This window comes from Tengunoibacter tsumagoiensis (assembly GCF_003967535.1).
Taxonomy (GTDB): domain Bacteria; phylum Chloroflexota; class Ktedonobacteria; order Ktedonobacterales; family Ktedonobacteraceae; genus Tengunoibacter; species Tengunoibacter tsumagoiensis.
In genome coordinates, this window is sequence record NZ_BIFR01000001.1 from 2921691 (window position 1) to 2945607 (window position 23917).

The following is a 23917-nucleotide window of genomic DNA, read 5'->3' on the forward strand; positions in this document are numbered from 1 at the left end:
GTGAATTTTCCAATGGTAGCACTATCGCAAGTTGTATCTCCTATTTCACGAGTAGTTGAAGTTATCCCAGGAGTTCAATATCGAACTATTGGAGTCAAATTGTGGGGAGAAGGTGCGTATGAAAGAGAAACAATTGATGGAACCCAGACAGCAGCTAAAACATTAACGATCGTCAAAGCAAACGATCTTATTATTAATAAGATTTGGGTTAGAAATGGTTCAACGGCGGTTGCGTCTCAAGATGTTGATGGATGCGCCGCTTCCGGAGAATTTCCAATTTTTGAGCTTGATCAAACACAAATAATTCCACGCTGGTTGCATTGGTTGACTAAAACAAAAAGTTTCTGGCAAAAATGTGATGAGCTGTCAAGAGGGACGAGTGGTAAAAACCGTATTAAGCCGGACCTATTTTTAACTATAGAAATCCCGCTCCCACCCCTCGAAGAACAGCGCCGCATTGTAGCACGAATTGAGGAGATGGCGGCGAAGATTGAGGAGGCGCGGAGGCTACGGCGGGAGGCGGTGGAGGAGACTAAAGATCTAAGCATCTCTTACCTATCCGGTCTATTTGCTTATCCTCTTTTTGATAAATTGCCACCACAGTGGAAATGGAAATCTCTAGATGATTTACTAATCAATAGAAAGAGCGGGATGATTACAGGCCCTTTTGGAACCTTATTACAAAAATCTGATATCCAACCTGATGGAATACCTATCTTAGGTATTGCTAATGTACAGAAAAATAAGTTTCTCCCAGGCTTTAGTGATTATATTAGTGTGAAAAAAGCGAAAGAATTATCTACATATGAAGTGTGTGCCAATGATATTGTAGTTGCCAGGTCAGGTACTGTTGGCAGGAGTTGCGTGGTACCTCTAACGCTATATCCTAATCCTGTTATGTCTACTAACCTAATTAGGTTGCGTTTAGATGAAAATAAATTTTTACCAGAATTATTATGTAAGCTTTTTAATGGATCTAGTTTGATTGAGCGTTATAAAAACGAGAATTGCTATGGGTCTACCCGCGCATTTTTTACTCAGAGAATGTTATTGAATTTGCAAATACCAACACCACCTATAGAGGAGCAAGAGCAGATCATTATAAATCTCAACAGACTTCAAGCACAAATTGACTTACTCGAACGATGTCAAGTAGATATTTCAGAAGAACTTAATGCCCTCCTCCCCTCCATTCTCGATAAAGCCTTCAAGGGAGAGCTGTAGTTATGGATGAGCAGGAGCGGCAAGCCTTAAAGATCGAAGTGTTAGAACTGGGTGAGCAGTTATTTGCGCTGGCTTTGGAGCGCGGGGATGTTGCTGAGCAGGGCGAAGAGGCTGGGGTAGAGAAGCCAGCGCGTGAGGAGATAGCGGCGGCCAGCGACGAGTTTTTTGGGGCGCTGCGCCTGTTGTTGGGTTTGGAGCAGGCATAGTTTTCTTTGTGGGTATATCGGTTCGGTAGCTGCCCGCAGGTGGGTGAGGGCTGGATAGCGAGAGGTGTGAGGGGAAGGAGGTATGGGCAAGTTGCTGCAAGAGAAGGGATCAGGGAAGATGATCAATCAGCAGGAGCAGGCGATAGCGGCGGCGCAGGCGGTATTGCAGGAGAAGCAGGAGCCACAGACGAGTGAGGCGCTGCGCAAAGAGGTTGAGAAGCGCCTGCAGCGCCCGTATCGCTCCGAACTTTTCGAGAAGCTTTTACACAGCAGGCCGCAACTTTTTACACTGGATGGGAGTGGACGCTGGCAGCTGCGGACTCCCCAGTTGACGCTTCTGGGTGCCGGGACTGCGGACCAGGAGAGCGAGCAACCTGCGCCGAGACCACAGCGAGCACTCCAGCGCGACAGCTATGTCGTTTTTGACCTGGAGGCCACGCGCCAGGATGCCAGCTCACCCTATAACGAGATCATTCAGATCGCCGCCGAGCGCTGGCAGGATGGGGCCTGTCAGGAAAAGTGGATGAGCTATGTGCGACCCCGCCAGGAGGTGCAGGAGCGCATTCATCAACTGACAAAGATCAGTCCGGAGGATCTCCAGACTGCTCCAACTATAGAAGAGGTATTGCCACGCTTTCTGAGCTTTGTGGGTGAGCTGCCGCTGATCGCCCATAACGGGGCCAGCTATGATGGTCCCCTGTTGCAGGCTACCTGCCAGCGGCTCCAGATCTCCCTGCCTGACAGTTTTCTCGTGCTTGATACCCTGCCTCTGGCCCGTACACTCTTGCCCACAGAGGAGGCTCATCGTGTCGGCACCCTGGCCGAGAAGCTGTGTCTTGACACCAGCGACGCCCATAAAGCCGACGCCGATGTCGCCATGCTCAGTCAGATTGTGCTCTATCTCCAGCGCATCATGCAAACAGAGAGCAGTGGACAGGCCGTGTATCAACTGCTTCAACTGGCGGGAGATCCCTGGGCACAGCTACTGAACCCACCTGAGCAGGATGCTCCAGTCGCCGAGATCCTAGCCACCTTTGGTGCCAGCATGACCCCTCTGCTTGACGAGCCAGCCTCTAGCAGTGGCGGCTCGCTGGATAGTGCAGCCGTTGAGGCCGCCTATCAGCGTTCGGAAGAGATCGAAGTGGAGGGGAAGAGGCGATCGCGCCGTCCTGCACAGGTCGAGCTCTCACAGCTAGCAGCGGAGACCATGCGCAGCGGCGGCTATGCAGTCGTGGAGGCCGGGACGGGTACTGGAAAAAGCATGGGCTATCTGCTCCCCGCCGCCCTCTCGGCTCACGCCACCGGCAGGCCCGTCGCCGTCTCCACCTTTACGCGCATTTTGCAGGAGCAGCTGGTCAGCAAAGAGCTGCCCTTTATTCAGCAGATCGTGCCGCAGATCACCTTTGCTCAGTTGCAGGGACGCAACAACTATCTCTCCTTGAGCCGTCTGGCCGAAGAACTTGAAGACGCCCTGGGCGAGCGTGTACTACCATTCCAGCGTGCCTGGATGCTCGCCACTCTGGTACGTTTTGCCGCCACCAGCGTCAATGGCAACCTGGAGGAGCTGGGTGTTATTCCGCAGGCGCTGGACAGTTTCTTACAGAGCGATGGAGCCGTTTATCAGACGCTTTCCAGCGTGCGAGCCAGCCTGGATGATCAGCCGGGTCAGGGGGTTGAGCAAGACTTTTATCGTCGGGCGCGAGAGAACGCCGATCGGGCCAATCTGGTAGTCGTCAACCATGCCCTGTTGCTCAGGAACAGCCTGAGTGCTCAGGAGATTGATCAAGAGGAGCCCCCTTTTGCCAGCATGGTCGTCTGTGACGAAGCGCATACACTGGAAGAGGCAGCCACAAAAGCCCTGGAGAAGCGGGTAGAAGAGCGCGTGCTGCGGCGCATCTTGCATGCTATCTATCAGCCGGGCCGGGGTGGACTGGTCAATGACTGCTTGCGCCGCCTCAAGATGGCTCCAGAGAATGAGACACTCCAGAAGATTGTGCAGCAGGTCGACAAAGCGCAGGCAGCGCTGGACAGCCTGGGTGAGCGTCTGAACACCTATGTCATGAGCCAGACCGTCATTGCCCGCGCTGAGCGTGAGCGCTATGGAGTGCATGTGCGCATTGATCGTGGTGCCTTGAGCCAGCCGGGTGGTCCAGCCCTGAAAACAGCTGAACAGGCCACCGCCAACGCCCTTTACGAACTGCGCATCGCTTTAGCGCAATTGATTGAGCAGATCACAGAGGTGTCTTCCTCTGAAGAGCTAGCCCCGCGTGGGCAGTCGGAGGCGAAGCGGCATCGACGTATGTTGCGTCTGGCCCGCTCGCTCCAGCGTGACCTGCGTGGCATCCTTGAGCACTATCAATGGTTCTGGCGTTTTGAGCAGAGCAGCAATTACGTCTTTATCGTCGAACTGGAGAAGCAATCGCCGGATGACGAAGACGAGCGTACTGCAGCGGCAACCACGCAGAAGAGCAAGCGTGCCCAGGTAGTCATGAGCGCGGTCCCCATTAATGTTGGTCCTCTGTTATGGGAGCAGCTCTGGTCGCGCCTGGACGCCGCCGTCTGCACCTCAGCAACCCTCACCGTCTACAGTCAGGGCTTCGACTTTTTCTTGCGTCGTGTGGGTCTGGAGCCTGAACGAATCAGCGAGTCGGGTCTGGCAAAATCCCTTGTAACACATCAGTTGCCGCACGCCTTTGACTATCATAACAACGCCCTCTTACTGCTGCCGAACAATCTGCCAGCTCCACGCGATAGTGAGCTCAAATATAACTTTCAGGCTGCTGTTGCCGATCTCTTGCGGCGCTTTATCCCCACCTTTCAGGGCAAAACGTTGGGCCTTTTCACTGCTAATGCTCGCCGAGACTTCGTCTATGAACGAATTGTTGACGAGCTGGCAGAGCAGGGATATGCGCTGTATAGCCAGGGGCATGGTAGCCTGCGTCGCCTGATCGATGACTTTCGCAGTGAAGAGAGCAGCTCGCTATTGGGAACGCGTTCGTTGTGGGAGGGTGTGGACGTACCAGGAAAATCGCTCAGCTATGTGTTTTTAGAGAAGCTCCCCTATCCGAGCCTGGGCGATCCCGTCGAGGCTGCGCGTATGAGCGCCGTCGAGAACGCGGGCGGAAGCTCTTTTACTGATTATCTGTTGCCAAAGATGATCACTATTCTCAAGCAGGGATTTGGTCGTTTAATTCGTTCTGCTGACGATCGTGGAGCCATCATCCTGCTAGACAAGCGTCTGCGCAACTCTCTCTACCGGCATGAAGTGCTCGCGTCGTTGCCAGATCCCACGCTGAGCTATGCCTCAGATATAGAGCTGTTCCAGGAAATCGCCGACTGGATGGAACTGCAGATTGATCCAGCCGACCTGCCAGCCCCCAGCGTGCCGGATGTGCAGCGTATCCTCAGCGAGCAGGCTCTTGAAAGCCCATATATTGCCCTCGAAGATTTTGAAGTGGTAGCCAGACCACGCCTGCTGGCTGTGCAGAAAGCCATCTGGAATCAAGATAACTTTCGGTCTGGACAGGAAGAGATCATCCGCGATGTACTGGCTGGTAAAGACGTTCTAACTTTGCTTCCGACAGGTGCAGGTAAGAGCCGTACTTATCAGTTGCCAGCACTCATCAGACCAGGGCTGACCCTGGTGATCTCGCCGCTGATCGCCCTGATTCGCGACCAGGTTGAAAAGCTCCGTGAGGTGCCAGGTCTGACCTGCGTGGCCTCACTGGTCTCTGGAATGGATGCCGCCAGCCAGGAAGAAGTTCTGCAGGCTGCAGTCGCAGGTAAGATCAAGCTACTTTACGTCTCACCGGAGCGCTTGCGCGATCCACGTTTTCAAGCCTACCTGCCGCAGATCCCCCTTGTAGAGCTTGTGGTTGACGAGGCCCACTGTATCTCCACCTGGGGTCATGACTTCCGTCCCGACTTCCTGGGCATCATAAATCATCTACCTCCACGTGCCACCGGTTATCCAGTGCATGCGCTAACAGCCACCGCCACAAAGCAGGTACAGAGCGAGATCATCGAAGGTCTGCAGATGGGCAGCACGGGACACGAGCTGGTCACCCACACTGGCGACTTTGCGCGGGACAACCTGATCTTCCGCATCTATACCGTCGATAAAGCCAGCGAACGAGACACCTTCGCCATCAATATCGTGCATCAGCTGGTCAATAACCGCGAAAAGGGCGGTGCTGGCATCGTCTATACTGCTACGCGCAAAAGTGCGATGCAGCTCGCCAGATTGCTGCGTGACCAGAACATTGCAGCGCAGGCTTATCATGGTGGATTAGAGACCGCCGAGCGGCACCAGATCCAGGAGCGCTTTATGCAAGGTGAGCTGGATGTTGTTGTTGCTACCTCCGCTTTTGGGATGGGCGTTGATAAGGCCGAGATCCGTTTTGTCTTGCACTATGACCATCCAGCCAGCCTGGAGGCATATGCTCAGGAAGCCGGACGAGCGGGGCGCGATGGCAAGGAGGCCTATGCCATCATGATCTTCAATCGGCAATCCGAAAGAACTGCCAATTTCATTGCCACTCAGAGTCTGCTGGACCGTAAAACCATCAAAAAGTATCGCAGCGCTCTTTTAAGCTATACAGAAGAAGAATCGCCAATCCTCCAACTGACAGATGGCACGCTGCTGTGTAATCCGGATCTTCTAGCGGGCCTGGCTGGTCTTAATCTCACCCAGGCGCGTGTCCTGCTGTATGCTTTTGAGGAAGAAGGACTGCTCACGCGTGGTAGTGACTGCACCACTGAAGCCACGATCTTGCTCACCCAGCCAGTCGAGCAGGTGCTGGCTCAGCTCCCCGATCCGATTGAAAGAGCGCGCGTCCAGACATTTTTGCTTGCCATCAAAGCTGAGCCAGAGCGTCAGGTCACCTATCGCGTTAACGAAATGTACGAACAGAGTGGTATTGATCCACGTCTCATCGACCCATTGCTCGTCAAGCTTGCCAGTCAAGAGCTTTTACTGTATCGAGCCTATAATCGAGGGATCACCTTCCAGGTTAGTGAGCGTATCCAGAGCGAGCGGGAGCTGCAGGCGATAGAGAATAGATTTGGCAAGCGTTACGCCCAGTTTCGCGAGCGGCTCGATACTATGGTTGCTTATATCAAACTAAAGAGAGACCAGAATCGTTGTCGGAGTGCCGAGCTAATCAACTACCTGACGGGCCAGGAAGACACGCCAACCTGTGGAAAATGTGATCTATGTAGTCCCACCGATACTGACTTGCCCTGGGACCCGGCCAGCAGGCTGGCTGGTGAGCAGTTATCAATTGATGCACGTCTCAGTGTCTTAAGTGCTGTGCGAGATCATAATGGCATCTTTGGGCGCAACAAGATAGAGCGCATCCTGCTAGGAAAAGGCTTCATGCGCTTCGGCGATCGTAACGATAGTTTATCAGCAGCGGCTCGTGCATCCGAGCATTATGAGGAGCTCAAAGACAAAGGGATCAGCCAGGATTATTTACGCTTAATCGTCGATGCACTGATTGAAGGTGGCTATCTTCAGAGCATCACCAAAAAGTGGCGTAGTGAGGACAAAACCTATCTGGCACTTGCTATTACACAGCGAGGAAAGGATGCTCTGGCCGGTGGCATCGGTCTGCCTGTCATAGAGAAAAAAGTGGAGGTGAAATGATGAGTGAGCTATCGGCTGCGGAACGCAGGTATCTGGATGAAGCCTTTGAACTGCTGAAAACGACGCGCCGTACCATGAGTGATCGTGAGGCGCTGCGTTCAGCAAAACAGGCAGGTTATGACCTTAAACTGAGCGCTGATCCTTCCCGTTTTACCAAAGCTGAAGGGCGCCTGGAAGTATCACATGGACAGCCTGTGCCTCCCCATTGGCGCCTGGTAGATCAGCAGCTAGCTAATGCCAGGCTCCTCACCGAACTGCAGACTGGTAGCTGGGATGGACTGGACCTGGACCAGAAGCTCATCGAATTAGAGCAAGAAGATGGTGTCAACTATACCTTTTATCCGCATGATCCGCGTTTATTTCAGAACCATCGTGGTGGCTGGGAGGCCAGAGGAGAGCGCCAGATCACCCTCCCCCTGAATGTGTTAGAAGAGCTGAATGGGTATCAAGATACTCTGCAGTGTCGTTGGACTGAGCTGAATCGCCCGTTCATCTTGCGGCAGATTGTGCAGGCTCTTGAGGAGCTGGGCTGGCGACATGAAGGCATCAGTAGTGTTGACCGCTATGTACGGGCCTGGCTTTTGACCACTGAGCGATTTCGGCGTGTGGGGCCCGACTATTGGATTGTAGACGCGCTTTTGCCAGCAGAAGTCAAGCGTGTGCGGCTCTCCGTGCCAGTGATGAGATCGCCAGTAACGGAAACCGAAGAAGGAGCAGACAAGTTACCAGTTGATCCTGCTTCAACTCACAATCTTGAACGAAAAGATCCAGCTGGAGAGATCATCGCGTACAAAGGAACCGTTACCCAAACGCAGGTAAGCTGGACGGCCACGCTGCTTAGCATCCATCTCCTTGAAGGCTTCATCCCGCTTCCGCAGGCTGTTCGCTGGATGTATCCACCACTTATGCAGGGAGAAGAGGGCATCAGCCTTTTCAAGGGACTCTGGTATCAGGATGGAGAAAGCCTCTGGCTCTGGCTGGATCGTCGCCAGCATCGTCTGTATGGTCCAGACCTCCTTGAAAAGATCGGCTGGTTGGAACCGGGAACACGGCTCAAGATTGAATGGAAAGCGGATGGGATTCTTTTACGCGAAGCCGGGCTGGATCAAGAGGTACAGCAAGAAGAGAGCCGTCTCATCGACCTTGACGAGCTCAAAGTGCTGCGGGCTGGTAAGGGCGAAAGCTACCGGCAAGCATTGCAAGCCCTTTTAACCGAGCATCAGGAGGGTCTGACCTTCAAAGAGATTATTGGAGCCATCCGCGAGAGACAGAATCACCAAGTAGCGCGTAGAACGATCCGCTCCATTTTGTCCAGCTGTGGATTTATACATCGTGATCAACGCTGGTTTGCAGCCCCGGATAATCAACAAGCGGCGAAAAAGCTCAGGGGTGCTCTATTAGAGACCTTTGTGCCCCCATCTGAAGATAATAGATCAATGAATGCTCAGGAACGTGTTGTTATTCAGGTAAAGGCCATCAGACAGAGATTACAGGAAATTACCAGCCAGCTCTGTGAATTCGAAAAAGCATGACCATTGATTGAAGATTTAACATATACTACTGATCCTGGTGATGATGTCCAGCAGCATTATCGTTATCAGCATCCTTATGCTGTTATTCTACTACTAGCTGCTATGAATAACGCCCATCCTTCCTGAACACAAGTTGAAATTTACTAGATATTAAATACTGAGAAATTGTGTGAGCAGCGATTCCCATAAGTATTAGGAGCGCATTCTATGCGGGCAGAACTTCCAATCAAAGTCTTCTTTGCTTATGCTGTTGAGGATGAGAAGTATCAGCAGCAATTACAGCGACACCTTTCAATCTTAAGAAAAAACAAGCTGATCGATGATTGGAGCCCCTCTAACACTTTAGCTGGCGAAGAGCGAAAAAAATTATTTGAAATGCACTTCGACACGGCTCAAATTATTTTGTTTCTTGTCAGTGCTGACTTTATCAGTTCTGAACTGTACCCAGAACTTCTAGATTATGCGATGGAACGTCATAGAAAAGACGACGTAAAGGTCATTCCCATTTTGATAAGAGCAGTTAATATAGATGGTACACCTCTTAAAGAATGGCAAATGCTACCAAGGAATGGTAAAGCTATCACTCTTTGGAAAAATAAAGATGAAGGCTATGCTCATCTAGCACATGAAATTAAAATGGTTATTCACAGTATACTTGGCTGGGATGAAATTTCAAAAAATATATATGTTAATATTACAGGCGAAAAATATAGTAATGTCCCATGTCCTTATCTTGGGTTTAAACCTTACTCCGAAGAAGATGCACATCTTTTTTTCGGCAGAGAAACCTATATCAACGATTTATTGTATCGATTATCGTGCAATCAGCAACTTCTTATTGTTATAGGCCCTACTAGTAGTGGGAAAACATCAGCGATTCAGGCGGGCCTTATTCCTCGACTCCGCAAAGGGAGTAAGCTTTTACCTCGTAGTCTCAACTGGGAGATTGTCACTTTTGTTCCTGTTCAGAACGCTATATCACATCTTCTTTTCAGAATGAATGTTCAGGATGTCGACGATCTCATCGAAGGAGTTACACTCTGGAAAAGACAACATCCAAAGAGAGAGCGTCTGGTTATTATCATTGACCAATTTGAAGACCTTTTCAGGCTCTGTTCTCGTGAAGAACAGAAAAATGTTATGACACAGCTTTGGAAGCTAGTTATTCAGGATTTGGCGACCCTTATTATTGCAATGAGTGATATATATTATAGTGACCTGGCAGAATATACTCATTTCATAGAATTTGCAGAGCCACACATCAGCAATATTCTTCCCCTGCGATCAGAAGAGATCATGGACGTTGTAACAAAACCTGCTCAAATAGGTCAACTCTATTTTGAAGATCATCTTGCTGAAAGAATTGTTGATGATACGATGCGATCTGTTCAGGAGCCAAAAGAACGCCGAAAAAGCAGACAAAGCTCTGTGTTGCCACTGGTGAGTGTGTGCATGGAAAAATTATGGGAGCACAAGAAAGATAATTATATCTCTTTTGAAGCTTATGAAAAAGTAGGTGAGGTGACAGGAGCATTAACGCAAATGGCTACTGACGCTTTTAATAACCTTGGTGAAACACAAAAAATTTTTGCACGGAGAATCTTGACCGACCTGGTTGCAATAGGGGATGAAAGCGAGGGGCGCCCCGATTATCGAAAGCAAAAAGCTCTGAACCAGCTTTTTTATGATCCTGATGAAATACACACGGTCCAAGAAGTGGTAAATGAACTAACAAAAGCTCATCTTTTAGAAACGCAATTAAATAACCATGGGGACGTAGATGTTGCTCTTATTCATGAGTCTTTGCTGCGAGAATGGTCTTTGCTCAGACACTGGCTACACGAGGATCGCCTGTTTCTTATCTGGTACCAAAGATTTGATAGTGACCTGCAAGCATGGCTGAACAGTAGTAAGAATGCTGATCAACGTGATTCTTCTTGTTTGCTTCATGGAAAACGGCTCGTAGAAGCGCAGCAGTGGCGAGCAGAACAGCCTTATCGTTTCTCCAATACTGCCAGAGAGTTTATCGATGCAAGTGATTTTCGGCAGACGCAGAAAGAACAGGAGGAAAGAGCCCGGCAAGCGATGCAGACACGGCAACAGATTGAGCAGGCCAGACGTATCGCAACAAAAGCTCTTTTGCTTCAAGAACAGGAGCCTCACCTACTCAGAAAAAGCCTCTTACTTGCGGTAGAGGCTCTTCGGCGTCATCACTGTGTAGAAGCCGATCAAGCATTACGTCAAGGATTAGCACTGCTTCCAGAATTTCAAGGACATATGCGCCTGCCTACAACTGGTCAACATGTTCTTTTTAGCGGGAATGGTGATCGTCTAGCTACAGCCAGTGTACGCGGATTTTCCTGGATATCAAACATTGGCTCTTCAGAAGAAAGGACAGAAAGCTTTTTTCTTGACAGGACACGTGCCATTGCTCTCAGCTATGATGGGAAATATCTGTTGGCCGGAGCCTCCACTGGAATCATCTGCTTCATCAATATTGTTCAAGAGAAGAGAGTTGCAGTGATCAGGAAAGGAGCACCTCTGAGCTGCATTGCTTTAACGCAGGGGCCACCTTATGCTACGGCTATTGGATATGATACCGGAGAAATAGAGGTCTATGAATTTGTGAATGCAGATGAGTCAGATGCACATTTAACTGAAAATGATCTGGCCAGAAATGTAAAGCTTATTACCACTTTTAGGCACAGCCAGGCAGTTTCGTCGCTTTCATTTAGTCATGATGATTGTTATTTTGTCTCTGGAGGGCTGGACGGAACTGTTTCCATCTGGAGTAGGAAACAAGGCGAGATTTTTAAGACTTGGGAATTTCAAAGTCCTGTGCGCTCTGCGATTTTTAGTTCTGATGATACCTCTATTGCTATCTGTGGTGAAGATGGAAGAGCCTTTGTTTGGCAATGGCAACAGGTTTCTCAAAAGTGGTGGCAAAAGCGGGATGTGAGCGTAAGAAGAATTCCTCTGCGTGAACGAATTCAGTCTGTGACGTTTGGCCCTTCCGGAAATCGGCTTATTACTCTTTCTGCCAGTGGGCTTGTAAAGATATGGAAGGTGGAAGACACCCTTGAGGAAGTACAACAGCTACTCAACATGAGTTCTGCTTCATCTCTTAGTTATCATCAAAGAACGGATTGGCTTGCAATTGCCTGTGACGATGGGAATGTAAGAATATATAATATCGTCGACGGAACGCTGAAATATTGCATCCCTCATAGTGTCTCTGTTTCCTCGCTTGCTTTTAGCTCCCAGAAGCCCTATATAGTGACAGCAGATAGCGATGGATGTGTTTGGACCTGGAAACTTCAGGATGGTAATGTGCTCAAACGTTTTCGTCATTCAGGGAAAATTGCTCGTCTATTTTTCGATCAAGATAAGGATATACATTTGCTTCGTTTTACTCTTGATCTCGTTTATAGAGCAGAGATACATACCATTGCACTTGAAGCACCACACATAAACACTATTTATGAAGATGAAAACCTGCAAAGTAAGAATATTGGGCGTGTTGAAGATCAGAAAAATCCTGATGTAGAAGAAGGTAATGGATCCGTCTTTAGTAGTGATGGTTGCTATAGAGCTGTTATTACCAACGAAGGTTTCATAAAAGTAATGCATACTGGTAGCGCTATTCCGATAAGTATCCTCAAATCAGGTGGAGAAAAAGGTTTGTGCACTTTTAGCTCCAGCGGAAAGTTTCTCGCATTTACTAATAATGAGGATCAAGTACTGATCTGGAACTGGTATGAAAAAGGTAGCGTACCGGTTATTTTTTCTTATAAAGGACATCCGACAGCATTTGCCTTTAGCAAAGACGATGAGATTTTCATTCTTGCTGACTCCAACAATGAAATCCATATATGGCAATGGAAGGCAGGCATCAAGGAACCAGTTCTCACCCTTCACCATGAAAAAACTATTACAACTATCTCTTTGTCACCAGATCAACAAGACCTTTTGACGTTGAGTGACGAACCTGGTGCAAGGATCTGGGATAGAACCACAGGTGTATTGGCACGCAATTTCCTCCATAAAGGAGATGTTCTTGCTGCTACGTTTGATTGTGAAAGTAGATATGTTGCTACGGCAAGTGCCGATTGGACGGCAGGTATATGGAATGCAGCCACTGGTGAGAAGATTGCGCAGCTGCCACATGATGGCAGAGTTACAGCAGTCGCGTTTAGTAAAGATGGGAAATATCTTGCGACAGCTTGTGATGATTTCGTACTGCGAATCTGGCAATGGAAGTTGAGCGATTTAAAGAAAGAAGCAAAAATTCGCTTGACAGGTAACTTGATGCCGGAAGATTGGAAAGAATATATTGGAGATGAACCATACCAAGAGATATTTAATGATTTAGGATGGCGAGATCTTCCCCCTAAAGATCCTTTCGAACAGTAAGAATATATCACTGAGGCCACTTTTTTTCTGTAATAAGATTTGTTATCAATGCTAACAAATACGCATGGGTATTGGCAGTTCTGACGTTTACCTGCATAAATCCGCCAAAATTACTAATCAATCCGCCATTAATCCGCCATAGGTACCAATAAATCCGCCATGAAGTGGTATAGTAAAGAGAAGATAGGAACGATTCCCGTTTTTTATGAAAAGGTGAGGACGCATGGCGGAATTACAGGAGGCCGAATTACGACAACGTATCCAATTTGGCGAGACCTCAACCGTTGAATTGAAGGTAGCTGTGCCTCGACATCTCGATCTGGCTGAACGTTTCTGTGGGATGGCTAATGCGCAAGGCGGCATCGTGATCATTGGTGTTGAAGACGCCGCGCATACCATCGTTGGAGTACCAGATGAACGCCTGGCTTCAACCATGGATACCATTTTGCGGGCTGCACGCGTGAATATCAAACCCTCTCTTCCTCTCGATCCCGCAGAGCCAGAAGTCTATGTGCTTGATGGGAAAAGGTGGTAGTTGTCACCGTTCCGCCAAGCATGGGGCCAGTTTACCAGGCTGGCGGTGTCTGTTGGGTGAGAAGGGGCACGCATACGGTGGCTCTTAGCGTCATGGAAGTGCTGGAGTTGGCGAATGATCGAGGGTTACAAGATTGGGAATCCCAGCCAGCTCACGGTACGACTTTCGCGGACCTGGATATGGAACGGGTCCGTCGTTATCTGGCGCTTCGCACTCCCAAAGGCCAGCAGCAAGGACGCTTTGAGAACATTGAAAACGCGTTGCTTGGAATGAAGTGTGCCGTCACTCTTCCAAATGGAAATATTCTGCCAACCAATGCTGGCCTGCTCTTTTTTGGGTATGAGCCACAGACAGAGCTGATTCAAAGTGAAGTAGTCTGTGTTCTCTTTCGTGAAACGGTCGGAGCGAGCCGGTATGCAGACCGGAAGATTGTACGAGGTCCATTACAGGTTTTAATTGATGAGTCAGAAGCCTTTTTTAATCGCTACATTGCCGTTGGAGCACGCATTGAAGGATGGAAGCGAGTAGACATTCCTGAGTACTCAATAGAAGTGTTACGTGAGGCGATTGTCAATGCCGTTGTCCATCGCGATTATAGCAAACGTGGGGAATGTATTCGTTTGTTTTATTTTCCCGATCGTGTCGAAATACATAGCCCAGGGTTCTTGTTGCCAGGCATTACGGTCTCTTTAATGGAGCAGGGACGAGTCCAATCGAAGCTGCGCAATCCTGTTCTGGCGAACCTGTTACGTGATATCCCAGGCTACATGGAGCGCATTGGCAGTGGTATTCGTTTCATGGTTGATGAGACCTAGCGTTTAGGACTTCCCAAGCCGCAGTTTTGTGAAACCAGCGAGTTCGTCGTGACCTTCCCAAAAGCGCGAGAGCTGATGCCTGTAACCGCACATTCAGAAGACAATAATGGTATTCCAGTTCTGACTCAGCCTGAGCAAAAAGAGCTATCGTGGACAGTGGATGAAACCCCTGTCGCAACACAACAAGAAGAGACGTCCTCACAGAAGGAGAGGCTTCTCAAGGTGATGGAGTATGTGAGCGTGAATGGATCCATTACCAATAGCCAGCATCGGACCCTGACAGGCGTCTCAGACCGAACGGCTACACGTGATCTGGAAGCTCTGGTCGAGCGGGGAAGATTGCGCAGTTTTGGCAAGCGACGCTCGCGCAGATATGAGTTGTCATAACGATTGCACTTTCTTTTAATAGTCCTGTTTTATGAGGTGAGAAAAAATAGAATCTCTATTTCGATTGGCTACAATAAGCCAGGATGAGCGACCTTTTTTTCCTGCTCTCACTATTCTGCATGCTCTGGCTCCTTGAAAGTATCAGAGTATGCAGTGGTCTGATGAACTGAGAAGGCGGGTTTATAGAGAAGTTATGACATTTTGAAGCAAACGCTCATTAATGAAAATAGATGATAGAGCGGAAAGCAATTTTTTATCGTTCTTGTATTCATTTCTTTGTTTGACTTAATTTTGTACCTATCCCTCCAAACGCCTCTTGAACGATCCCCTGCTGATAAGCTTGCTGTAATTCTAGAGAGAGCGTGATGCTTTGCATATATACCTTCCCCATGTTGATGAAAATTTGATCATAACGGCTCTCTTTCAAAATGGCATCAAGAGCCTCACTCACTTTTTGCTGTAATTCTTTTGCGCGAACCTGGTTCGTTTTTTGATCATACAGTTCAACCGGAGTATTTTCAAAAATGAGTCCATACTTGGCGGAGAGAATTACAATATCTGTTTCATCAGGCCAGGAACCTTCTCTCCTCGCTTTTTTGATGCCTTGATACACCCCACCAGAATAACGCTCGATAGCTGGAAGTGTGCCAGTGCTCTTGTTTTTAGCCCCTGAACAACTGATAAGGAGTAATCGTTTCATGCATAAACGCTCCATAGAAAATTGCCATGACAACGTACATTATATAGAATAGATTATAGTGTCACATTTCTGTTTAAAATATAGTTTTTTTACACTTTCAAGGGATATCAAAATACTTTTTATTCTGAATATTCCATATGAGAAGGATACCATTGTGAAATTTTTGAGTTCGGACTGGGGAGGTTTGTCCTGGACACCCTGGTTTGCTTTTGCTGATGCACCTGCATTTCGCCAGCTTCCTGATAAAGCAGGGCTCTATCGTATTCGTGCTAGAGAACTTGGAGAACTATTTTATATTGGGGAGACCGGACGTAACGTACGTGAGCGCTTAGGCGATCTTCGTCGCAACACACTCAGTGTGGAGATGCCTTTCAATGATCCACATACTGCAGCCCCTTCATTGTGGGCATGGCACGACGCCGAAGGCTATGAGTTTGAATGCTCGGCATCTCCTGTTGTTTTCACTGACCATTTAGAAGAAGCGAGAAAGCGACGCGAAGGATTGGAATTTTATCTGCTATGGCAATATCGTCTTGAGTTTGGCTCATCAACACGATGTAATCATGGGCGTTTTCATTTACGCTACACTAAATCGACCGATCGAAAAAAGAATGTTCGTGGATCTCGCCAGCTTGATCATCTGGTAGATAATGGTGTAGGAGGAGAAAGTTTTCTACCTCTTCAAGAGAGAGGTGTGCCTTCAGATGATGATTGGATGGGTCTGATATGGAGTCGCCCAGAGCCTTTGGGAAAGGGTTTGCATCGAGAATTATCGATGTTGCCGGGGGTCTATAAGATTTTTGATGGTCAGACAAATGATCTGCTGTATGTTGGAGAAACCTCTAATCTCAGACAGCGTCTGACTGATCATGCAAGGAAAAACTGGCAGTGCCAAACACCATTGTTTTCATGGGTTCAATTGCCAGAAAGGATACCATCTTATCAACGACGTGAAATAGAAAATGATTTGTTGGGAGGTTTTTATGCTCAGGCTCATACGATGCCCGCTTTTCAACTGATCGGTCATCATTAAGAAAGCAGACAGATCTTTAAAAAAAGCAGGCCTCCAACGCTTTTTTGTTGGAGGACTGCTTTTTGGGGAAATTTGATCTCAAAATCCTGACAGCAATTTTGACAGCAAAGACGGTTGTCAACGATAGACAAAGGGTTGTTTTGGTAGACAATTTGTAGCAATTTGATCTCAGGAGAGACGTCAGTAGGCTTCAGAAGAGGGGTGATGCCGGTGGAGAGATCCGACCAGTTTTGTCTTTCTTTGTTTGTGTGTGACCATCCTGAGCTCAAATTTCCATACATTTGTCTATCAAGGCCTTTAGTATGAGTGCTATGTCTACGGTCGTTGCCGTAAGAATTGTCGTACGATTTGACCTCCATTGAGCTGGTATTCATAGCTGAAAGCCGAGCACGGGTAAGCATTTATTTACCCTTCCTTTTCCCATTGTCCTACTGGCCACATTCCATTCTCTGAGCTTCTCCCAGTTTGATAGTGAGCTTCCCCCGGTTTGGATACTGCTGGCAAACTCCTGGGACGTGTTTTGCTTGAGTTTGCTAGGATGGGAAAGAACAAACACCTTGTCGTGTTGGAACAGATCACCAGAAGGGAGCCAGATTATGACCTTGCATGCTCAAACGGAGTTCACCATCCCCGAAGAAACTGTTCGTGTTGCCAATGCTGCCTATCCACATGGAAATCCCCTCATGAAGATGCACGATGATGCAGAGCATTGAGCAGGAGTTGCACCAAGCCAATGTCCCGCCAAGAGTCCATTTGGTGGACGCCGGGTATGTGAGCGCTCGGGTCCTGGTCAAGAGTCAGGAGCGATTTGGGATCGAGGTGGTTGGCCCTGTCTCTGTTGATACCCAGTGGCAGGCCCATACCCCATCTGGCATTGATGCGAGTCAGTTCGTCCTTGATTGGGAGAACCGACAAGCGATCTGTCCGCAGGAGAAAACGAGTACCAGTTGGAGCTGGCTCAACAGGAAGAGCCATCCTGACCTGATCAAGATCCCGTTTTCTACCACGGATTGTCGGTCGTGCCCGCGCCTTTCCGACTGTGTTCAGTCAACGAGCAAATACCCACGTCGAACGCTGGTCATCAGACCACAGGCGCAGCATGCCGCGCTGCAAGCTGCACGACAGCGGCAGCGTACTGAAACCTTCCAGCAGAGATATGCTTTGCGGGCAGGGGTTGAGGCAACCATCTCACAAGGGGTGAGGGCCTTTGACCTGCGTCGTTCTCGGTATGTGGGGTTGCCGAAAACGCATTTGCAACACCTTGCTATCGCGACGGCAATCAATCTGGTTCGCCTTATCGACTGGCTAGATGGCAGCCCGCTCACTCCTACCCGCGTTTCAGCTTTTGAGAGGCTCTACAAGGCTGCCTGAGGAGTTTGCCAGCAGTGTCAAAAACGGGGCAAGCTTACAATTGATCACAGAACTGCTTCTCCAGAGTGACCACATCCAGCAACTGGAACAGGAGATCTGCGCAATCGTCGAACAAGCGCGTCAAAGGCAGATCCTCTGTTCGATGGGACTGGGCCCGATTCAGGCTGCTCGTCTTGTCGCTGCCATTGGCTCGATTGAGAACTTTCCCATTGCCAGCACCCTCAAAGCCTATTTTGGCTGGGCACTGATGCGGGAGCAGACCGGTACCTCCTTCGATCGCAGCCGCTTAACTCGTGGCGGTAGCCGCCCCTTGCGCCAGACGATGTTCCTGATTATGGCCGACGCGGTAAGCCATAAGAACAACGAATGGGGCAAGTTCTACCATCGGCTGTTTCAAATAAAATGCCCTGTAGATGCGCTTACAGGAGAGAGAAAAGGCAAAATGCGCGTCATTGGGCGAGTAGCTGGGCAAATGATCGAAACCATGTACACGCTGCTGAAAACGGATGCTGAGGTCTTGAGAGCGCTGGAGCCTGGAGCAACGCCTCCCCCACCTACGCTCTATGATCCAGAAGCCTATCGCCATCATCGAGCTGGTCATTACCGACCGATGAAGCCCTCTTCTCCAGCAAACCATATCGTTCTGCTTTCCAAATCATCTTGACGATTCCATACGTCTGATCGGGGCAAAGTCATAGGGAGGCTAGTGGAAACAATTTGACAAGAGTCAGGAGAGAGGATACACTACAAGCATGATGACCCTTACGTTCGGAAACGAGCATGTGTGCTGCAAAAAGAGAGATGGAGTGAACCCCAAAGACCAGAAAAGAAGCACATTTGATGGAGGTCAAACATGGCATATGGAACTATTTTGCTGTTAAACGGCACATCAAGTAGTGGAAAAACGAGTATTATTTCAGCCTTACGTGCTCTGCGTGAACGGCCGGCTTTCACCGTTGGAATCGATCATTTCAACGCTATGAGGCCTAGCAAGTCTTGTGGCGATGAAAGAGTTACCGAAGGGATGGAAATGAATATGGCTTTTCATCAGGCAATTGCATCCTTTGCAGAAAACGGATGGGACGTCTTGGTTGAACATATTCTGGTCAATCCTCTCTATTGGAGGCATTGTCTTACTTGCCTGGCTCCCTATCCGAAGCTGTTTATTGGCGTTCGCTGTTCTCTTCCCCTGCTCGAACAACGAGAACAAGAGCGTGGTGATAGATTATTGGGCATTGCCCGAGATCAATTTGACCGGGTCCATGTGAATAAAGTGTACGATATCGAGGTCGATACCTCATTTTCTACTCCAGAGGAGTGTGCTCTCCACATTCATCGGTATCTCACGGAGTTACGTCCTCTGCGAGCCTTTCAGCAACTCTCTGAGGCGATGAAAGCTGAATAACATTTTTTCAGAGGCCGCGAATTCTACACAGTGAATGCATTGGCGAATGATGGACAGAAAGCGCTGCTCGCTGATGATCCTCCACCATCATCATATGCCCTGCGTCTGGTTGTATCGTGCGCTGATCGCTCGCAGAAGAACCTAAGTGGGGACATCCCAGCCAGCGCGTGAGCGCTCACCGGCAACCTAGTGGAAAGGGGGCGAGCGGTCGAGCATTATGGCATGTGCTGGAGATAGGATGCCTTCGACGTTATCTGAATCACCGAGCCCGCCATTGACAGGTATAATGGGCCCAGAAATTTGGTTCTGCGCCATCTTCCGTGCAGGAAAATGTGGTAAAATGATAGGGAAGCTTTCCGCCAACATCTCCGGCTTTTCAAGAAAAGAGGTTATAGCCCTCAACACATTATTACTCGAGCTCCCTGCTTGCTCAGTGCAACAGGTGAGCCAATTCGAGTTGATGTGTCTTTTTGCGTCTAAGATTGACCATTTTGAGCTCAATCTTTCCCTATTCTGTCTACCAAGGTGTTTGCATATAACCTCTGTTTTGCGTGGTTGCCGTAAGAATTGTCGTAAGCTCTAATCCGAGAAAGCCCTTTTTATGGTTGTTGTATCAATGGGCTAAGGGAGCTCATATCTTCGATATCCCCTTTTTCCAATGCCTCGTAGTCTTCCGCGTTCAACGAGCAGCTCAAGGTCACGTGTTGCCGTTCGATCAGAGATAACCTGTGAGTGTACGATGTTCGCGGTTTGTAATAGAGCCATGGTCATGCACATATTGTACCGCTTTCATCAGTAGGTCCTCCTGCGATTGGGGCGATAGCGATGCAGGTGTTTCTGCCCATTGCAATTCTTTCTGAACTGGCCTGGCGGCAACAGGAGTAAACTCAGTCGCACGGGGGAATGTAACCACGAATTCGCTGGTTTCTTGAAAATGAGGCGAGGGAAGCCCCAGTCGTTTGCTTTCATCAATCATAAAGCGGATGCCGCTGCCAATACGCTCCATATAGCCAGGGATGTCTCGGAGCAGATTGGCAAGAATCGGATTCCGTAGTTTGGATTGGACCTCTCCTCGTTCCATCAGTTTTACCGTAATGCCTGGCAGCAGAAGTCCGGGGTTATGAACTTCGATACGGTCTGGATAATAGAAGACTCGGATGCTCTCTCCACGCTTACTATAATCGCGATGGACGACAGCGTTGACGATGGCCTCTCGCAGGATTTCAATGGAATACTCCTGGACATCAATCCGCTTCCAGCCTTCTATGCGAGCTCCAACAGCAATATAACGGTTCAGAAAGGCCTCTGCCTCATCTATCAGCTCTTGTAGTGGGCCTGTCAGGATCTTGCGGTCGGCGTAGCGACTGGTTCCAATCGTCTCGCGGAAAAGCACACAGACGATTTTGCCCTGGATAATGCTCATCTGCGGATCGTGCCCAAAAAATAAGAGTCCAGCATTGGTTGAGAGGAGTTTTCTATTCTCGGTCTGAATGGCACAGCGCATTCCCAGAAGGTTTTTTTCAAGGTGCTCAAGGCGCTTTGCCTTAATTGCCTCTTGTTGAACGGAGCTGCAAGTAGGACTTGATGCGTTCGAGATCCAGGTCATCCATATCAGTGCCATGGGCTGGTTGCGCTTCCCACTCTTGAAGACCTCGGTCATTGGCCATTTCAAGCATCTCTATGACGTTGAGGGGAACTGTGTGTGTTCACATCGCACCCAGAATACGCCACCAGCCTGGTAGACTGGCCCCATACTTTGGGGGACTGTCACCACAACAACGCGTTTCCCATCTAGCGTATAGACTTCAGGTTCTGGAGGATCCAGAACAAGTGGAGGCTTGATATTGTTACGGCCAGCCCTCAAAATGGTATCCATTGTCATCGCCATGCGTTCATCGGGCACGCCAATAATGGAATGAGAAGCATCTTCAACGCCGATGATGATAACTCCACCCTGAGCATTAGCCATGCCGTACATCCGTTCCGCCATCTCTGTATGGCGAGGAACTGCCGCTTTAATTTCAATGGTTGTTGTTTCGCCATATTGGATCAGTTGTCGTATCGCCTCCTCTTTTTGATCTGCCATGCTGTTCTCCTTTCACATTTTTTGCTTTAAAATGCGCTATATAGCTCTCATTATAGCACGGATGGCGGATCGATGGCGGAACCCATCAAAGAAATGGCGGAATATAAAGGATGCCTATTGCTCTTTATTTAAAAGTATTTACTTCTGCACCTTTATCTTGATCCTGATAAAGTGTGGCCAGTCTATTGAGCGCATATGGTATCTGAGGATGATTTACTCCCAGGTTCTATACACAGATGTGAAGCGCTTGTATATAAAGTGGCTCTGCTTCGACATATTTACCTTGCTCATAATAAAAAGCCATTAGTACGGCGAGGGGATAGGATACTCCAGGATTGCTAACCCTTAGTATAGGCGCTTTGAAGAGGCTAAATGAGCAGAGGATGTAACATATGATAGGAAGAGGCAAATTTATACGTGTTATAGCTATGATTGGAGATGTATCTGTGCTGCCGTTGCAACTAATAAGGTTTAGTTGAAATCTTTGCGTTTTACATAGGATTAATTTTGAGCTTTTACTATTCATATGAAAAGATAGTTTTTGTTGCTAGATTAGTTTTCTAAACTATTGTGGATATTAATATTACCAGAAGATAGTTTGCTTCGCTAGCTTGCTTACTTGAATCTGATCTGCTTTACAAGAGGCAGACATGGTTGGAACCTCTGCTAGAACCTTTGTTGGTGCTGTCTTGTTTCGTTTACAATATGAATGCGCTCTTTGCTGCTCAGTCAGAATAGTATTATTCGGATATTCCTCTGGCTACTATATCCAAAGGGCAAGGGCAGTCCATATAACGCATTTATATTGATGAGTATGATCGAGAGTTTGTTTATGGAGTGTTCGGCGCTATAGCTGTATCCGTCTCAATGTTGCCCGACGCAGTCAAATGCTTATATTACTTCTAAATTTGGAAATTATTGATGTCGATTTTTACATAGACCACAGTTGCAGATTTTCGTTGAGTGCGTATTTGCTTGCAACTGTGGCTATTTTGATTGATCGTGACTATAGCTTCAATTGGATACGGTGTATCCATAATATAATCAGGTTATGATATTACAAGCCGCCTTTTTTGCAGTTTTATATCATTTCCCGAAACCAAATTTTTTTCCTTCCTAAAACTGCAATCTGTTGAATCGTTGACGGTACTATCAACAGCACTTGTAGTATCAGTATTGCCCGTAACCCTCTGTTTAGCATTTGCTAAAACTATCTTTAATGCTGTTCCTATTGCTTCAGCCAGTAAAGGGGGCACTGCATTTGCTACTTGAGTATAACGTGGTATTTGGGTACGCCGATTTGTGTCGCCTGTTGTATACTTTGCTTTAAACTCAAACCAATCAGGGAAAGACTGAATTCGTGCATACTCGCGGACTGTAGGTATGCGAGGCTCTCCATAATGAACGAGGTCATCTGGTAGGCTGGTTAAAGTATGGCAAGCTTCATTCCTTGAGAGGGGCGCGATGCGATGTTTGTTTAAGTTTAGTAGTTTTCTCTCTTGCTCTTTTAGTTGCTTACCTGGAGTAAACTCGTGTATGATTCTGTTGAACCTGTGTTCTATTTCCTGACTGTGATTTGCAAAGCGGTGACTGTCAGCAATGCATCCTTCTTGTATGAGCGTTCCGTTTCGGTGCTGCCGCATCAGTTTTTGGTAAAAATTGTTTGGTTGTATTGGCCCATATAATCCTTGCTTAAATCTCTTCATACGTGGCTCAATACATTGAACATGTCCATGAACTTTCTCCAGATCGGAAATGGCTTCTTCCAACGTGATTTCTTGGTCTAGTGGAAGATTGTGTTGTGGTAGAAATGTAGCTCGTGTAGTAAATAGGGTATCAAATGGTTGGAGAAATAAGTTATTCTGCATTATATCATTACGTATAGCAATGAGAATATAGCGAGGCCGGATTTGGGGAACCCCAAAGTCTTTGGCTTTAATGCTTTTTTCTCTAAAAGATGTATATCCTAATTTTAATAGGGCTTCTTGCAGTTCCTCATCCGCGTTGAACCTTTGCTCTTCGATATCTTTTCCGTTTTTACCCTTTTCCGTTTTTTTGAAAGTTTTGGCAAATCCCTGGACATTTTCTACCAAGAGCATCTGGGGACGTAGTAATTTTACGAGTTCTAAGTATTTTTCAAAAAGGCGGTTTCGCTGATCATCATATTTTCGCCGACCTGAGTTTGAAAAACCCTGGCAAGGTGGCCCACCTGCAAGCAATTGTATTTCTGGCAAGTTTTTTAATTGAGATTTGTATTCATCAAGCAGTATTTCAATGTCAGTTGCTTCTTTTGGTAACCAATCAGGCCATTCAAAAGTGAAATTGTCTTTTTGATCAATGAGATTGTATTTTAGCGTTTCAAAAGCCATTGGTGATTTTTCAACGGCAAATAAACCTTTCCAACCGGCCATCATTAAACCTAAGGACAAGCCCCCTGCACCTGCAAATACATCTATAAACTTGGGTACGTGAGCATCCATACAGTATCACTCCATCTTAAAATTAACAGCCTCTGTTGCCCACTTACCTCACACAGCTATTGCAAACGTAAGTTAAGGGACTT

17 protein-coding genes are annotated in these 23917 nt (G+C 47.9%); 12 read left to right on the forward strand and 5 right to left on the reverse strand.

The features are described from left to right. The 8 genes from EL628_RS11565 (at window position 1) to EL628_RS11600 (ending at window position 14759) form a co-directional block, all read left to right on the forward strand. Window positions 1-1224: a restriction endonuclease subunit S gene (locus EL628_RS11565; RefSeq protein WP_126580099.1), complete on the forward strand. Its 1224-nt coding sequence runs from the start codon at window positions 1-3 to the stop codon at window positions 1222-1224. A gap of 2 nt (window positions 1225-1226) precedes the next feature. Then, window positions 1227-1430 carry a hypothetical protein gene (locus tag EL628_RS11570; RefSeq protein ID WP_126580100.1) on the forward strand — a complete coding sequence of 68 codons (204 nt, stop codon included), beginning with the start codon at window positions 1227-1229 and terminating at the stop codon, window positions 1428-1430. A gap of 82 nt (window positions 1431-1512) precedes the next feature. Next, window positions 1513-7077, forward strand: coding sequence for a RecQ family ATP-dependent DNA helicase (locus EL628_RS11575; RefSeq protein WP_126580101.1), 5565 nt, complete (start codon window positions 1513-1515; stop codon window positions 7075-7077). Continuing rightward, window positions 7074-8609: a hypothetical protein gene (locus tag EL628_RS11580; RefSeq protein WP_126580102.1), complete on the forward strand. Its 1536-nt coding sequence runs from the start codon at window positions 7074-7076 to the stop codon at window positions 8607-8609. Before EL628_RS11575 ends, EL628_RS11580 begins: the two co-directional genes overlap by 4 nt. Before the next feature lie 207 nt (window positions 8610-8816). Then, on the forward strand, window positions 8817-13022 hold the full coding sequence (locus EL628_RS11585; RefSeq protein ID WP_126580103.1) for a WD40 repeat domain-containing protein: 4206 nt from the start codon (window positions 8817-8819) through the stop codon (window positions 13020-13022). 223 nt (window positions 13023-13245) lie between these two features. Further along, window positions 13246-13557 carry an AlbA family DNA-binding domain-containing protein gene (locus tag EL628_RS11590; RefSeq protein WP_126580104.1) on the forward strand — a complete coding sequence of 104 codons (312 nt, stop codon included), beginning with the start codon at window positions 13246-13248 and terminating at the stop codon, window positions 13555-13557. Between the two features lie 77 nt (window positions 13558-13634). Beyond that, a complete protein-coding gene (locus tag EL628_RS11595; RefSeq protein ID WP_161975432.1) occupies window positions 13635-14372 on the forward strand; it encodes an ATP-binding protein in 738 nt (245 codons plus the stop codon). 75 nt (window positions 14373-14447) lie between these two features. Continuing rightward, on the forward strand, window positions 14448-14759 hold the full coding sequence (locus EL628_RS11600) for a hypothetical protein (RefSeq protein ID WP_126580106.1): 312 nt from the start codon (window positions 14448-14450) through the stop codon (window positions 14757-14759). Window positions 14760-15027: 268 nt separating this feature from the next. On the opposite strand, the gene EL628_RS11605 is transcribed toward EL628_RS11600, so the two are convergent. Continuing rightward, a complete protein-coding gene (locus EL628_RS11605; protein WP_126580107.1) occupies window positions 15028-15459 on the reverse strand; it encodes a DUF6884 domain-containing protein in 432 nt (143 codons plus the stop codon). Between the two features lie 154 nt (window positions 15460-15613). On the opposite strand from EL628_RS11605, the gene EL628_RS11610 reads away from it, so the two are divergent. The 4 genes from EL628_RS11610 to EL628_RS11625 all read left to right on the forward strand — a co-directional run bounded on the left by EL628_RS11610 (window position 15614) and on the right by EL628_RS11625 (window position 19268). Next, on the forward strand, window positions 15614-16492 hold the full coding sequence (locus EL628_RS11610) for a GIY-YIG nuclease family protein (protein ID WP_126580108.1): 879 nt from the start codon (window positions 15614-15616) through the stop codon (window positions 16490-16492). A 696-nt stretch (window positions 16493-17188) separates the two neighbouring features. Continuing rightward, on the forward strand, window positions 17189-17863 hold the full coding sequence (locus EL628_RS11615; protein ID WP_126580109.1) for a transposase: 675 nt from the start codon (window positions 17189-17191) through the stop codon (window positions 17861-17863). Between the two features lie 40 nt (window positions 17864-17903). Beyond that, window positions 17904-18527: a transposase gene (locus EL628_RS11620; protein ID WP_161975433.1), complete on the forward strand. Its 624-nt coding sequence runs from the start codon at window positions 17904-17906 to the stop codon at window positions 18525-18527. A 189-nt stretch (window positions 18528-18716) separates the two neighbouring features. Then, window positions 18717-19268 (forward strand): chloramphenicol phosphotransferase CPT family protein, encoded by a 552-nt coding sequence (locus tag EL628_RS11625; protein WP_126580111.1) that lies wholly within the window; start codon window positions 18717-18719, stop codon window positions 19266-19268. Between the two features lie 715 nt (window positions 19269-19983). Here the strand turns inward: EL628_RS11625 and EL628_RS11630 are convergent. The 4 genes from EL628_RS11630 to EL628_RS11640 form a co-directional block, all read right to left on the reverse strand. Next, entirely contained in the window at window positions 19984-20772 is a 789-nt protein-coding gene (locus EL628_RS11630) for an ATP-binding protein (protein WP_161975434.1), read from the reverse strand. A gap of 40 nt (window positions 20773-20812) precedes the next feature. Next, window positions 20813-20935 (reverse strand): hypothetical protein, encoded by a 123-nt coding sequence (locus EL628_RS30775; protein WP_281276533.1) that lies wholly within the window; start codon window positions 20933-20935, stop codon window positions 20813-20815. Window positions 20936-20946: 11 nt separating this feature from the next. Further along, complete coding sequence (locus tag EL628_RS11635) at window positions 20947-21354, reverse strand: AlbA family DNA-binding domain-containing protein (RefSeq protein ID WP_126580113.1); 408 nt, start codon at window positions 21352-21354, stop codon at window positions 20947-20949. Window positions 21355-22403: 1049 nt separating this feature from the next. Further along, window positions 22404-23834 (reverse strand): DNA cytosine methyltransferase, encoded by a 1431-nt coding sequence (locus EL628_RS11640; RefSeq protein ID WP_126580114.1) that lies wholly within the window; start codon window positions 23832-23834, stop codon window positions 22404-22406. Window positions 23835-23917 lie beyond the last annotated feature (83 nt).